Annotated in this window: 3 protein-coding genes; all 3 read right to left on the bottom strand. The window is 40.7% G+C overall.

All coding sequences use genetic code 11. The features are described from left to right. Window positions 1-10: 10 nt before the first annotated feature. The 3 genes from BV60_RS0118240 to BV60_RS0118230 all read right to left on the bottom strand — a co-directional run bounded on the left by BV60_RS0118240 (window position 11) and on the right by BV60_RS0118230 (window position 16,381). On the bottom strand, window positions 11-3,853 hold the full coding sequence (locus tag BV60_RS0118240; protein ID WP_029324020.1) for a diguanylate cyclase domain-containing protein: 3,843 nt from the start codon (window positions 3,851-3,853) through the stop codon (window positions 11-13). A gap of 111 nt (window positions 3,854-3,964) precedes the next feature. Continuing rightward, a complete protein-coding gene (locus BV60_RS0118235) occupies window positions 3,965-4,885 on the bottom strand; it encodes an AEC family transporter (RefSeq protein WP_029324019.1) in 921 nt (306 codons plus the stop codon). A gap of 117 nt (window positions 4,886-5,002) precedes the next feature. Continuing rightward, entirely contained in the window at window positions 5,003-16,381 is an 11,379-nt protein-coding gene (locus BV60_RS0118230) for a SpaA isopeptide-forming pilin-related protein (protein WP_029324018.1), read from the bottom strand. Window positions 16,382-16,428 lie beyond the last annotated feature (47 nt).

The following is a 16,428-nucleotide window of genomic DNA, read 5'->3' as shown; positions in this document are numbered from 1 at the left end:
CATCGCCTCATCAAAGTGCTTCTATTTCATAAGTTACCCTGTAATCATTGTGCCCCGGGATGTTATCCCATTTTTCCATGATACGTCCGATGGGCGCCTTCTCCGAATCATCGTTAATATCCGTAAGGATTACTATCGCCTGATTTTTACCGTTAAGCGCAACTACATCATTTGCCCTAAGGGTATTAACAAGAATATCCAAAAATGTATCTACTATATCTTTCGAAATCTCATTTCCGGAAACAGGGTTTATTACAAATTGGACTATCGAAACCCTTACATCCGTCCTTTTGGACATCCTGACAAAGGTTCTGTAAATAGCCTGAAGTCTGTTGAAATCAACAGTATAGGCTCCCTTGGCGATGTTTCTTTCTCCCAGGATCTTGCGTATTCCGGCAAGTCCCGTTGCCATAGTTGCATCGGAGAAATTAACCTTCGAGTTAGCCTTCCTGTACATTGCATAGCCGTGTTTTCCGTTCTGCTTTACGTTATACAAGGCTTTATCCGCAAGCCCGAAAAGTGCCTCGTAATCAGTGCCCTCATCAGGCGCAATAACCGCACCTATTGAAGCACCAAGCGGGATGTTCATGTCGTCTCCCATGAGCTCTTTAGCCACTTTTACAATCTGCTCATTAATATATCTTGTTTTCTCGGCAACGGCGTTTTCATCATCCGTCCCCTGAAGAAAAGCTATAAACTCATCACCGCCCATACGTCCCGCAAGGTCCGTATCTCTTATACATGACCTTATAATATCGGCAAAGCTGATAAGAACCTTATCTCCCATATCGTGACCGTAAAGATCATTGACCAGTTTAAAGCTGTCAAGATCGATCATCATCAGGATACCCTTCTTTGTTTTGCAAAGCTGGGTGAGTTCCCTCTTAGACGTTGCTTTATTATAAAGTCCCGTCATGGGATCGGTTGTAGCCTCTTTTTTCCAGGTCTGCATATTTGAAAGACTTTTCCTTAGTCTTCCAAGCAGCCATCCAAGGAAAAAGGTAAACATCACGAGAACAAAAATCAGATATACCTTGAAATATGTCCTCTCAAAAAGCTGTGATTCTTTTTCTATATTAAAAATCTCTTCCCTTATTACACCGTCTCCTCCGCTATCAAGCACCTGTACATGAAGCTTGTACTTTCCGTAGGGAAGATTTGTATAGGTAAGACTCTGCATCTCATTTTGATAGCATGTGATACCACTGTCGGAAGTTCCGTCGAGAAATGCATGGATCAAAGGATTCGAAAGCGTAAAATTAAGAACTGCGATATCAAAGCGAACACGCCCTGAAATAGCTGGAATTACATACTTCCCATCCCTTTCCGAAATAAGATCATCCTCTGCCCAGAGTCTTGAAACCCTTATCTGATAATCATTGTCGAAGGAATTGTAGTCCGTGAGAGATATTTTGCGCACACCGTCCGTACAGCAAAGGTAAATGTCAGAATCCATCACCGCATTTGTTGCATTGGCAGTAAGACTCGTATAGAAACCTCTACTCCTGTTTAAAAGAGCATAACTTATATCTTCGTTTCGAATAAGCGCATCCTTATCCACAACAAAAATACCTGCGCTGGAGCTAACCCACGCTTCTCCGTTTTCTCCTATATAGACATCATAGTTGTTACTGTAAGGGAACTTATTTAACTTGGAAGCCTTTGCCCCATCAAAATAGTAAAGCGCATTACTTGTGACAAAAATATAACCTCCGTCACAGGGAACAACCTTCAAAATTACAGGTGACCCAAGCCCCTGCTCCTCACCTATCCTTGAAGTTATTTTTTCATCCTCGATTATGTAAACACCATCACCGTCAGAGCCTGCTATGATTCTTCCGTTCTCATCAACCACAGCAGAAAGAATCTGAGCACCAATACCATCTTCTTCGGAAAGCGTAGCGGTAACCTTTCCATCTTCAATATAATTCAGGCCCGTACTGCTTGCTGCAAATATCCTGCCATCAGGCAGCTCTGTCGCTGACCTGAATCTTCCGCCAACAGTTCCTGCTGTTTCCTCATTGAAAAATACAGTCTCACCTGAAGGCGTAATCTCAATAAGCCCGTTCTGACCATAGGTGCTTACCCAGATATTACCTTTTGAATCAGCCATAAGATGCCTTACCCTGACACCGTCAAATACCTGCTGATCCGGAACCTGTATTACCCTGTCATTTTTTAAGTCGTGCGCCACAAGTCCGTTATCCATTCCTATATATAGAATTGTATCCTTTATCAAAAGTGCATTAACAACGGATCTTTCTATCCCGGCTTTTGCAAATACATCCTCAAAGGGATTCCATGAGTATCTCTCAATTCCCTGCTTGTTGGACGCAAACCAGATATTACCCTGATAATCCATAATGACATCACTGACAGAGCTGTTGAAATCCTCTGCAGACATATCTGTTACAGTACCGTCATCCGATATGAATCCAAGTCCGTTTTCGCAGCAAAAGAAATATCCCGCATTTTCTTTCGAATACATAACTCTGTTAAAATAAGAAATCTCATTCGTAGTAACCCTGGATATTTCCCTGATCGTTCCGTCATCTAAGAGCTTAACCCTGACCGCATAATCGGCACTTGTACCAACAAGAAAAGTATCATCATCCCCTGCTGCCGCAGCACCGTAATAAACTCCCGACTCATCATTCATAACTGAGATGGAAATCAGCTGATTATCCTCTATAAAAAAAAGCTCACCGCCATTAGTAACTCCGACAATCAGATTTTTATCCGACATATTGTCAAAGCTAAGAGTTCTTACCGAATATAATTCCTCCGGAAATTCCGTAACCTGTCCGTCAGTTCCTATGACGCATAAATTTCCTGTTGTTCCTACATATACATTCCCCTTTGCATCCTCGCAGATTGCACGGATTGAGTTGGAAGAAAGCCCATCATCAACCGAGAAAAAATCAATTTTTTCTGTCTCGGTATTATATCTTGCTACTCCGCTGTCATTAGTACCTATCCACAGATTCCCTTCCGAATCCGCAAAAAGCTGCATTACATTTGTAATTCTTTCATCGAGCTGAACCTGCTCAAATTTGTAGCCGTCATATCTGTAAAGTCCCGAATACGCACCTGCCCATATATAGCCATCAGAAGTCTGGGCAACTGCATTAAGTTCCTCAGATACCAGACCATCCTCTGTGTCATAACCTATTGCAGCATAATCAGCCCCAAAATCTGCAGCATTTACTCTTGCTGTTCCAAAAACAAGAAGCTCAATCGGAAGAAGGATCAGCACAAGCAGCTGTATTCCCTGAGATTCTTTATTGATATTTTTACCTGTTAAACCAAGCTTTTTTAGTAACCTCTTAACTAAAGTAGCAGAAGCTACCGCCATAACAACGCTTACCGCCTTGTCAGGAATATCCACAAAGGCCTCGCCCAAAAGAGAGCATATCCACTTAACATTTATACTCTGGGAGAGCATATCTATAAGACTGTCTCCCCAGACATTTCCGGTTTTGCCGTCATAGAATATCATGTTTAAAGGCGTTGATATGATGACAGCCATGAAGCCCGCAAAGACTGCTGCCGAAATTATCATAAAAGCATCAAATTTTTTCTTTGGAAAAATAAGACCTGCAGAAGCACCTATTGCTATGGACACAAGAATATAAGCAAGATTTTTCAGGTCATAAAAAGAAGTGCACACATTGACAAGGGCACCTGTGATAGCACCGCCCACAGGCCCCAGCTCAAATGCTGCAATTAATGTGCCTATTGAATCAAACCAGAAGGGTATCTCAACCCGGCTTGCCAGGTATCTACCACAAAGATTTATCGCAACACAGATAATTATCAGAAGATAACTCTGCCAGTGCTTCATCCTGTTCATTGTTCTCCCTCATTCAACCCAAATAACCATGATTCCGCAATATTACACAATAATTCTATCATTCAGATATTGGGCACTCAATGAAGCATACGGCAAGAAACCATAAAGAAATTATAAACAAATTGCGCCTACAAGAGGGATTGTAAGCACTGATAAGAGCGTGGTCAGAGCCACTCCTCTTGAAGCTGTTTCCTCATCGCCGCCGTAGTACTGGGCAAGCATTGCCGACATGCTGGCAACGGGAGTAGCTATCATTACAAAGCACACTCCCAAAAGAATCTGATCCTTAATAAACAGCTTCATCAGTAATACACTGATAATGGGAATCACTATAAGCTTCAGGGCAGAGAAGATCATAAGCTTATAATCCTCAAACAGACTCTTTAGCTTCATTCCGCCAAGTGAATAACCGATAACCATCATGCTCATCGGCACAGTGAGTCCGCTGAGACTGCTTACTACATCCTCTATCGGCTCCGGAATATGCACATGTGTCATATAAAGAAGTAGTGAAACAAATACGGATATTACTCCCACATTAATTATGTTTTTCCATGAAAAGCTCTCATCAAAATCCACGTCCGTACCGCTCCTCATGGCACGAATACCGTAGGTATAGATAAGCAGGTTAAATGGAAACTGGAAAAATGCCGCATACAAAAGTCCCACATCTCCGTAGGTTGCAGACACAATCGGAAACCCCATAAAACCTATATTTGAAAAAATAGTCATTACCCTGTAGGTTCCGAAATAATTCTTTTTTAACCTCAATATATTTGGTATGAAAATCGAAATCAAAATCAGCCCAAGATATATGACTACTGACGCAATAACACACGCAAGTAGCTGCCTGTTGGTTACGACCTCGTCCTTATTAATTCCTGCGGACAAAATAAAAGCAGGACTTGCAATATTTACAACAATCCCTGACATGCCTTTACTTATCCTGTCATCCATAAGCCCTGTCTTCCTGCAGATAATTCCTACAGTCATGAGCATAAAAAGCATAAACATCTGTGGTAATAAAATCATTTCTTCACCTTGCCTTTTTAATTTAAAGCAAATTATAACAGTACCTCAATTTCCGTACAATGGTTTTTGCCCCGGTTTTAAAAAGAGCGAAGCTGTGATCGCTTCGCTCTTTTACATTTAAGGTTGTGGTTCAAATGCTTCAATTGAGTTTTCCGGACTTGATAACGTCTTGCCGTTTTCGTCGATTGTCAGCTTATAATATTTTCCTGATCCCGCATATCCTAAAGGTGCTGCGCTTTCATACAGATAGTAATATCCGTATGGCAGATCAGCCACGCAGAATCCTCCTGCTGAACCTGATGAGAGATTCTTTTTATAATATGATCTGTCAGGTCTTATTATATCGAAGATAGCTCCGGTAAGAGGTAATCCTGTGGTAGCCTCTTTCCTAAGGACTATTCTCTCAGTCTTTGTTGAAATATTCATTATGCCATACTTCTCGACATCAAGGTCCTCATCAACATTTGTATCATCCTTCATCCTTTGAATCTTGAACTCTTCATTTTCACCGAGTGTCACTCCAGCATCAGTAGCAGCTTCAGTACCAACAACGATTCTGTAGATACACTGAAGTTCATCAGTTCCCTGCGGAAGTGTAACACCATAATCGGAATACTCAGTACTGTCAAAGGTATAATCCTTAGGAGCCTTTACTTCCTTCATGAAGTATGTGCCTGCAGGAATCTCGAACTTAACCTCACCTTCGTCATCCTGAGTAGCATATACCTTCTGCTCCTTAACCTCATTTGCACCTGTGCCTGTGGTAATGGTTACAGTTTCAAGCTTGGTGTCATCCTCATCAAAGGATGTTCCTGCTTCAGTATCTGTGACGGCTGCATTTTGCGCATCAGCAAAGGTCTTGTAAAGTGCAAACCATGCTTCTGAATCAGTACCTTCATTCTTTAAAGGATTTCCGTAGCCATCGATCTTCTTGAAGGAAATATCCGCACCGTTGGAGTTAATGATGTAAACCTTAAACTCCTTCTCTCCGTTAACAATCTCTTCCTTAACCTTTACATGCACCTTGTCATCAGAGGTAATCTTTCCGTTATCCTCTCCGGATATGGTCAGTTTGATTGGATCTTCCAGCTGCATAAATCCGGACTCTACCCAGGTCTCCGTAAGTGTGTACTCTCCAACATACATCTTAGGCTTTGTCGAATTCGGACGAGGATAGAACACACCTGTTGTCTGGTTAGGATAAAGAAGTGTTCCTAATATACTTGCATCCTGTGCCAATGTAAAGAGTGCCTCAACACCGGGTTGTTCTTTACCGTCCACCTTGTAAAGTGTCACCTTATAGGACTTAAGAGTATTCGTAAATTTGACTTTGATATTGTTCTGTTTAGGCACTACAAAGAGGAACGAATTTTCATCCTTATCATAAGTTCCGTCAATTGTGGCCGTGTCTGAGCTCGCTAAAACCTCAGTATCATAGTCATCCTGCTTAATCTCTTTTATCACAAGCTCAACACCTACCGGCACTTTCTCCAGCATATAATAGGAGCCGCTTGTAACATTAAAGCTTTCCAGAAGTTGTTCATCTTCTGTCGGAAGTCCCTTGTCAATTATGTACGATGCTGTAAATCCAAAGTTAGTGGTTACAGGAGTTTCAGTGTCATTTATGAGTTCCTTCTCAACCTTGATATCCACTGTCTGCAATGAGTTTGTGAAGATTGCAGTACCACCGGCGTCTGAATCATGCCATAGGATATTTCTGTCAGACTGCGATGGAACAATAGAACCTTGGGTAAGTTCTGCAGCAACTGCAACATTTGTATCATAAAAATCTGCATTATAATCTGCTTCCTTAACCATATAGTTAATTCCGCCATCATTATAATTTACTTCCACATTGCTATTGTATTCCCAATAAAGAACTTGGGAATTTCCAACCTGAACATCAAGGTCATTATACTTTGTAACCGTTGTTCTTAGATAAGGATGCGCACCCAGTAATCCATATAGACGATACTCTCCTACATATTTCTCTGAATATATTTTTAAATACTCTCCACTTTTTAGCGTCATTGTAGCTGACTTTTTTTCTATAGTAATTCTTGTACTATTATTTGTTGGTTTGCAGCTTCCATCAAATGACACAGTAAAGTCAAAGTATTTATCTCTGTCTCCTGGTAGCGTCACGGATTTATATACATATACTGTAGATGCTTCTGCTCGTGCTTCCCAAACAGCATATAAATCCTTTATAATCGCCGTTCCAAAGAAGTTATTCAAATTGCTAATTGTATAGTTATTTGCTGAAGTATATTCCGCAGATGTGGCATTACTTGTACTAGCCCATCCTTTAAACTGATATCCAAGTCTTGTATTTGTGGTCGGAAGAATTGTACTTTCATCATCATAAGAAAGATAAACCTCATGGGTCTCATCGTCCCCATAGTTATCGTGAAGCACTATCGTCCTGTCATGCTGCTTGGAAGTAAATGTTACTGTAATACCGGTAGCATCCACTATCGGAGTTTCTGTAAACGCATAATCATCTCCATTTTCAGCAAATCCACTTGATGGATTGTTAGTCGCATCACTCTGCCACAAAAGCATTGTTCCGGCACCGAGGTGATTTGTTCCGCTTATGGTTATATTCTTTTCCGCACCATAAGGTATAGCAAGCTTTAATGTCTCCCCATTTGCGACAGTAATATTATTCAGATCCGTAATAGGGGTACGGTCATACATACCGTTCTTTACATTAATAACCTGAAGTGCTGAACTGTCAGTAGAGCTAAGCCCAAATGTAACATCCCCAACATTTGTATTATTTACAAAGTTAAGATATACAAGTGGCTCCCATACAGCATATATGGTCTTATTATCTGTTCTCTGAACAGCGATCATCGCATCTGCAGGATAGGTTGCTATATAATCTCCCTCATCACTACTGTCATCAAATCCTAAAAGAAAATATCCATCTTTATGTGCAAAGTAGTTCTTGGAATCCGTTATAGGATTATTAGCAGCATCTTTATCAAGGGTAGTCGCATATTTATATAGCTCTATTTCTGCACTGGACTGAATATTACCAAATTCAATGCGTTCGGTATCTCCTGTAGAAGTTGTAACCGTTGCTGAAACAGTTCCTATACCATCCCATGTACTTGACAGATCTGTATTAGTTTCAAGCTCAGTACTTCCATCAAGGGTTATGTAACCGGTATTTGCATCGAGTGTAAGATTTGCAATGTTAGGTCTTCTGTATGAAGAATCTCTTTCCTCATAATAGGCTTGCATATAAATCTTACCCTGGCTATCAGCATAATCAGCCTTAACTATAAATTCATCTCCTGGATCATAGTAAACATCATTCTCAAGAGGTGTGTAAATTTCATTCCCACCACCATCTATTGATTTAGTTACAAGTCTCCATCCTCTGAAGATAAACTCATCCGTAGGATTACCATTAGCAGTAATTCCTGTAGGCTGCTGCAGTATTTCTGTTTCGGCACCATCTGCATAATTGGAATCTGTTACAGCAGGATCTCTCCACTGATAGAGGTTACCGTTTATGACGACATTTGTACCGCCATTCTCTACTATGCTTTCAGGTAAATATTCTATTGAATAACCACCATCAAGTCTCCAGTAAGCCCTTATCTTAAATGGTCCTGAAACAGGCTGTGAGAAATCATTTGGCATGTTTTCCGGATTTCCGGAAGCATCAAGTCTATACCATCCCAGGAATTCATAGTTCTCACCCGGATATCTTTCCCTATATTTTTGTGATGAAATATAGATACTCTTCCATGCTTCTTTTCCTAATACAACAGTACCAGTAATATCACCATTATTAATTGCCCCTTGTGTCAAATCGTGATAAAAATTATAATAGTCGTCTATTTCTTCTGGGGTAATATATATAGCATTTCGTAAATCACTTGGCAAACCGCTACCATCATTTTCGTTATACTGAGTATTTAAATAGTAATAAATTTGGCCTGTGTAAGTAGCTGCTGCGGTATCACTTATAGGAACGTAATTCCTATGTATGTCATATTCCCCTAATAGCTTTCCATATTCTATATTAATATAAGTTGCCTGGCTTCTGTTGTAGCCTGTATTATCATTTCTGAAAGGACGAATTCCATCATACCCTTTATAAAAACCATTATAATATTGATGGTCTATATGATCTATTTCTCCCCCATTAGGATCAACCATTACTCTGTGCTTCAATTTTGACCATTTTGCATATATGATTTTATTAGCCGAAGGCATCGTCTGATTGAAATCGAATGGAACTTCACCTGGTTTATCCTCATACCAACCTTCAAATTGATAACTATAAGGAACATTCGGTGAATAATAATCCGTTCCATTGACATTAAATCTGCTAAAGGTATCACCAAATAGTACAGTATACTCTTTATTCGTACTTGCTCCATTAGGGAAACTCAAATTTATATCTTCCGGATAGTTTACATCCAAAGTAAGAGTGTATGAGTTTCTTGTATGATAAACATAAAGTGGCGACGTTAAAGACGAACTACCTCCAGGTGCTACCGCATGTCCCCCACCTGAAGGCCTAAATCCTTCAGTATTTGTTGAATATGATGCAACTGTAAAACCATCGAATTTATTTGAATAATTGAAAGTTGTGGTTTGACCGGCACTATATTTCGCAGTTTCTTTATCATCCTCACTATATGTTCCGTCTAACTGTTGTCTGTAATGATAAATTTCTCTTGTTCCTGCATTTCCTCGACAATAAAGATTATAAGGATTGGCTGTCTCTGTAAATGCAGTCAACATTGTCTGCGTTGTTCCACCTGAAGAACCTGAAGTATCATTCCACTGATATCCTGCAACATCACTCCAATGATAACCATTTTTCTCAAATGTCTGGCCATATAAGCCTGTCCACTGTAGACTTTGAGAACTACTTCTTGTATATCTGTTTCCTTCATAAGTTTGTGGATGTCCCTGATCATCTTCATAAGTCCATCTATACAATGTGGTTGTTTGTGATCGTAGCTCTGCATATCCTCCGTTCGAATCTAGGCCATACTGCGTTCCACCAGTTCCTGTAGTTGAAGTATATACATAATTTGTATAGTTTCCTCCACTGCGCGTATATCTTGTTCCTGAGTAAACATTATTTGTCACATTTCCGTTAGATCTGCTATAGCTTTGGTAATTACCAGAAATATTTAAAGCATATGTTTTAGTCGGTGTATAAAGTTTGTAGTACCCATAATTAGAAGGAGTATAGACATCACTGAAATACCAAACTGTCGCTTGATAAGTACTGCCTCTGGTAAGCTGATAATAATTTCCGTCTACATATCCATATAGAGTACCTGAAGTTGCGTTTGTTTGAGTATAAGTATAGCTAGTTTGTGCTCCGGGTATATTGATAGTATGTCCATTCGGATTAAAAATAATCGTCATAAGATCACGATCGTAATACACATTTACAACCGAAGTTCCGTTACTTTCAAGCTTACTTGTGCTCATAGTACATCTAGCGTAATGGAATCCGGTAAAGTTATATGCTTTATAACTTGCTATATCCAGTTCATCCAAGGTGCTTGATGAACGTCCCGCTATGTTAACATATGAATTCTCATAATCGTAGTCTTTTTGATCTGCAGTAGCATTTTTGTCATCAGTAATCTTCTGTTTCCAAATGATTACCGTGTAGGTAGTATCATCAAACTCACGCCACAAAGCATAGAGAGTAAGGGAATCAAGTTCCTTATAGAGATAAAGTTTTCCTCCCTCTATCTTATAAAGTGGTGTGGTTCCATCCGTATCATATTTTGTATAATCCGAAACAAGCGATCCGTCTGCATTCGCAATCTTTACCGCACCGCTGTTTAAGTTAGTTATATTACCATCCGTATCAAGCGTAGCATCAGCATACCAGCCCATAAATGCATAACCGCTTCTCTTAGCCTCATTTTCTCCCGGCAATGAAGTAACATAATAACTGTTCTCAGAGTCACTGGTAAGGATGTACTGAGAAGGAATGTATGTCGCATTGTTTCCGCTCTTACCTGTATTGTAATTAATCCATCTTGCCTCTGCGAATACAGGATACAGATCAATAGCTTCGTCATTAAAGTCTGCCTGATTGAAAGTTACATAATATCCTGAAGTACTTCCGGGACTGCTAACTTCTTCGCCCGTTGTCGCATCAACCGAGTAATAGCAGTTCACTGTCTGATAATTTGAATCAGCTGTTTCCCAACCTGCGAAAACCTTTCTTGTTGAATCTGTGCTGGATGCCTTGATATCACCGATGCGTACAGTAACACTTCCGTCATTTCCAAGGACAACCATTCTGCGGACAAGGATACTGTTTCTAAGGGTTGTATCTTCCTTAGTTCCCATATGGAAGTTTATGAAATAGTAATCCTCATAAACAGGTGCAAGGTAAACATGGCAGCAGCCATCCTCAGCAAGAGGGCCTGTGCCTGAAGCTCCGTTTACTGTCCAGGTTACGTTTTCTCCAACTCTTCCATTTGTCGGAGGCGTAATTGAAATAGCCTTACCAAATACAACCTGGTCAGGATCATCCGTCCAGGAGTATTTGATCTGACCACCGGTTTCTGAATCGTAATTAACAACATACCAGCCAAAGAAATACTGCTCTACAGCATTCCCTGTTCCGTCATCAATAGTTTTGTTCGGAGGATTCTTAATGGGTTCAAGAGTCTCACCATTCTTAACTATTTCAGTTGTCTGATTGGTTCCTGCCTTATTTTCGAATTGATAAGGAGCCGCACTGAACAAACCTCCTCCGAGATTTGTGTTATCACCGTCTATAAAGTGGAATTCCACACGGGGATTTTTAACTTCATTATCACCTGTATGTCCGATTACTACATAAACAGAGAAACTGTTTGCTTCAAAGGTCACTGCTTCTTCCTGAACCTGGCAGTCTATAACCTCTGTATTGTCTCCGAAGTGGACAACAGACATTTCTCTTTCTTCATTTACATCATCCTGCATCAGTCTTACAGATACAGAAACTTCCTTAGACGGCTGATAGTGATCACCTGTCTCGGGATCGAGGAAATAAATATCAAACGCATGAGCAAACCATACATCATCATCTGAGGAATCAAGTTCACCAATACTTTCATCAAGATAACCCTTGTATTCTTCAGAACCATTTGAAACTTCTTCAACTACAAGCTCTGCTCCTGCGGGAATTCCGGAAGCATTATCGTAATCGACTGTAATGTCATATGTATTTCCATCCGATGCAACCACCTGCTTCTGTAAAAGCGACTGTACAAGCACGTAAACTGAGAATCCATCTGTCTCAAAGCTTACTGTCTCAGCTGCTTCGGTAGTTGCAGGATTTTCCTCTGTCTGTTCTTCTTCGGTTGTTTCGTTTGTTACTGTTGCCTCAATAACCTCAGGCTCTTTTTCCTTCATATGAACTGCAGATATAACATCATCAGCATACAGCTCATTATTTCCATAAAACTTCTCAGCCTTAATCTCAACATGTATAGGTGCAGCCGGCTGGATTTCTTCTCCGTCTTTTACGATGGAAATATCCATAGCCTTAAAGCTTGCAACCTCTTCAGGTGCGATTTCCACAGCTTCTGCTGCATCAGAAGTAAGCTGGGCATAGTCATAATCCTCACTATCCTCAACAATTTCAACAAGCTTTATCTCAGCGCCATCAGGAATCTTTGCATCTGCATTGTAATAAATAGCAATGCCTTTCTCCTCATCGACGATAGAAAACTCACCAAAGTTTTCTGTTTCTTCGATGCTCTCAGCTGTCATTTCCTGAAGCATTTCTTCAGCCTTCTTAGCAGCTTCCTTATCCTTTGCATTCTCTTCACCGGGAGTATTTACTGCTTCTGCCGGTTTCTGTTCGCCATTTTCAGGAGAAGCTGTCTCATTTGTCTGTTCTTCCTTACCGGGCTCAGTCTTAGGCTGTTCTTCTGAAGCCTGACTCTCAGAATTTGTATTTTCAGTAGTATTCTCTGTTCCTTCAGCCTGTTTCTCTGTCTCCTTATTTTCTTCCTGAGTTTTCTCGTTACTTTCGGTTTCCTCAGTTTTTTCTGAAGGCTCTTCGCTTTCTACAGTTTCATTATTAGTGGTTGTTTCGCTTTCCTGAACTGTTTCTTCAGTCTGCTTTGTCTCGTTATTCTCTACTGATTCTGTGTTCTGTGTTGTTTCGGTGTTCTGTGTTGTTTCGGTATTCTGAGTTGTTTCGGTACTTTCTTTTTCTTCTGTCTTTTCACTTGATTCATTATTAGACTCAGCAGTAGTTTCTTTATTTTCTGAAACCTCTTTAAGCTCTGTGGTATCTTCTTTTGGAATTGGCTCAGTAATTACCGCTTCTGCCAAAGCTCTTATTGAATCATCACTTCCAAGTCCGTTAGCCATAACAGTAATAGTAGAGAAAGGATCTACGGTACTAGTGCTGTTCTTTTTATTAAATGCTCCAAGATTATTGCTAAGACTATTAATTATGGTTGTCTCAGGTCTTGGCCAATCACCATGATGTTCGAAAGCAAAGAAGAGATAATCTGTTTCCTGTGTGGGATCAAAGTCCTCCCCTGCAAGTTCATATGAAAACTTCATAGGATATTTATTCGGTAACCCACCATCATATTTCTTTGTCAGAGTCTCTCTGTCCTGGAAAACATCACCTGCTGCCATGACACTGTTGTTATAGGTAAATGCTGTTCCGTTTATAATGCCCTCTGCTTCTTTTATAGTATCAAGAGCTTTTATTCCATCAGGATTTTCATCAGCACCGCCTATTCCGAGCAGATACTTATCATCAACTTTATTAAGGATTTCAAAATAGTAATCGTTAGATGCGGTTGTGGATCCGCTTCCTATAAATCCACCTGCCGAAACAGATGATTCACCATCAAATACCACCTGGCCGGTTGTATAGCAGTTATAAGCACTTCCGCCTGAGGAACTGCCCATAAATCCGCCTCTTGTTGCTCCCTTTGCAGAGCAGGTTGTATAGCTGTTGGATATAGCACTGCCGTTTGATATTCCAATAAATCCGCCAACTGTTCCGCTTGCCACAACATTTATTCTGCCCGGGGTTGTATGATCCTCAGTGCTGCTGTATTTTCCGCCGTCTATTGTATGACCGCCTGCATAGCATTTAGCTATGGTTGTATTGGTAGAACTTCCGATAAATCCGCCTGCTGAAGTACCACCTTCAACATAGAGTGCTGTTCCGCATCCGGTAATTGTTCCGCCATCTGTTAATCCAATGAATCCACCAACATTTCCGGCACCCTGAACAATAACGTTGTTATCCTGTTCTTCCTCGTTGAAGACAAGGACATCCGTTACTGCGGTGTTTTTCATTTTTCCTGCAAATCCGCCGGCTTCTATATTTGAAGTAACTGCAATGTTTTTAACCATACATCCATCTACAGTACCGCCTTCAACATAGCCGAACATGCCTCCGGTAAATCCATTTGTTGCGGCTGCGCCGACAGTTGTAATATAGCCATCAAAGTGCTGTTCTCCATAAGTAAGGACATTTTTTACCTTATGGTTTTTCATGGTTCCTGCAAGTCCACCGGCTTCACCGTTTGACTTAACCAGAACATTTTTAACAACACAGCCGTCAATCACGATGCCATCGGTGTTGCTGCCTTCAACAGTACCGAACAGTCCACCTGTGCTGCCTGCTCCGTTAACGGTTTTTGCTACTGCATCATCTTTCTTATTGTAAGCAAAAACATTTTTTACCGTAGAGTTTGTCAGCTTTCCTGCAAGCATACCTGTCGGCTGATACACAACTGTATTATTGAGCTCGAAATCTCTGAGAACAAGATTTGCGATCACTGCATCAGACTGATCACCAAAAAGTCCCACGTTTCTGTCTGTTCCGACAATGGGATATGTAGTGTTTTCAGTATCTATATGTATGCCTTCTATTACATGGAATTTGTTAGCCTTGGGATCATCTAATTCATTTCCATCCTGGGGATCAACTGCTGTGATTGCATTGGATGCAGTTACAAGGTTAGTGGCATCAATTGCTATTGTTGCAAGCTGATCGATATATGGAGTTGAGGTATTTAATTCTTTCCTCTCACCGGTAAAGGAAATGAGGTTCTCATTTGATATAGGCGTAAAGTTTCTGACAGCACCCTGATACAGATTTGCTGTCTCATTCCAGTCAATGTCCTCAGCAAGAACTGCTGCTATTCCGCTGCTACCTGCAGCCGCTCCGTCTGCTGCTGTTGCTGTTGCCCCTGCGTACTCAAAGTCAAGGTTCTGAAGGTGTCTGGGATAAATAATCTCTGCGACACTTACGTTACCCTTTTTATCAAAGTCGCCAAACAAGCTGTTTTCTATATTAGAAACAGCACTTGCACTTCTTGTCTGCTGCGATAATTCATCCTCAGAAGCAGAATCCCATACTTTGATTGATATACTAATATCGTTTCCGGGATTTATTGTTCCTGTTGAATTGTCTGTTGCAGTACCTGCTGCAAGAAGATCTTTTAAATGATAATCTTTATCAAGTGAATCGAGTTTGATGTAACCAACCAGGCCATAAGTACCGCCGGCACTTGCTGCAGTTCCAAACCATGTCGGTTGCAGTTTTCCATCATTTACTGTGTATCTTTGACCTGCACCTGTTCCTGTACCTGTCATATCAAGGTAGTTATTATCAGGTCCGCCCTCATAGTTCTGCCAGATTATATCCCTTGAAGTAATGTTAAGCTCTGCATAGGTCTCGCTTCCTTCCGCACCGCTCTTAGGACCTCTGACAGTAAGCTTATAGGAAAGGCCTGTCAGCAGTCCCTTTGTTTCTTCATCAACAGTAATCTTCACTATTCCCAGAAGGTCACGTCCGTTTACAATCCAGGCACCTGCTGATAAACCACTATCTACCTTTGCACCAAGGTTACCGAAATCACCCTCTGCATAATATCCAACATAACTTTTATAAGCGCTTATTCTGTCCTGCGCACTTCCTCTGACAGGCGCACCGCTTGGCTGCTGTGTCAAAGCAGAAAGAGAAGTACCTGCTTTTGTAAGATCGTCACACAAAATAACAGCATATACATCAAGACTTATAGGGTCATACTCGATGATACCGGCGCTTCCTCCGAATTCTGCTGCAAGGCTGTTGTCCTTAAAAATGATGCTATCTGTATCATCAGTAGTAACATATGCAAGATCTTTTCCGCCGTAACTAAAAGTATTGCCGTTATATAATTCATCGACTACCGAAACAGTGATGGTCTTTCCATCTCTGGTAATCTCTTCTTCAACCTTTTCCTGAGTTACAAAGAGTTCCATCATTCTGCTTTGAGCAGCATAGTAAACAGCCTCAGCTCTTTTATCAAGGTGAGACTGCCTAGTATTTTTAATTAGTGTGGATGCCGCTATTACACCTACTGCCATCAATATCAGCAGTATTCCTATAGCTATAAGAATTTCTGCGAGAGTAAAACCGGATACAGCCCTTTTGCGGCTGTCCTTAGAATTCCCCTTAGTATTTACTTTTATCATACCCCTCATCTCCCAAAACAATTTATTTCGAATAAAAATATATAAGC

The sequence above is a fragment of the Butyrivibrio sp. AE3004 genome (genome assembly GCF_000703165.1).
Lineage (GTDB): Bacteria > Bacillota > Clostridia > Lachnospirales > Lachnospiraceae > Butyrivibrio.
This window is presented reverse-complemented; position numbering and strand designations above follow the sequence as displayed.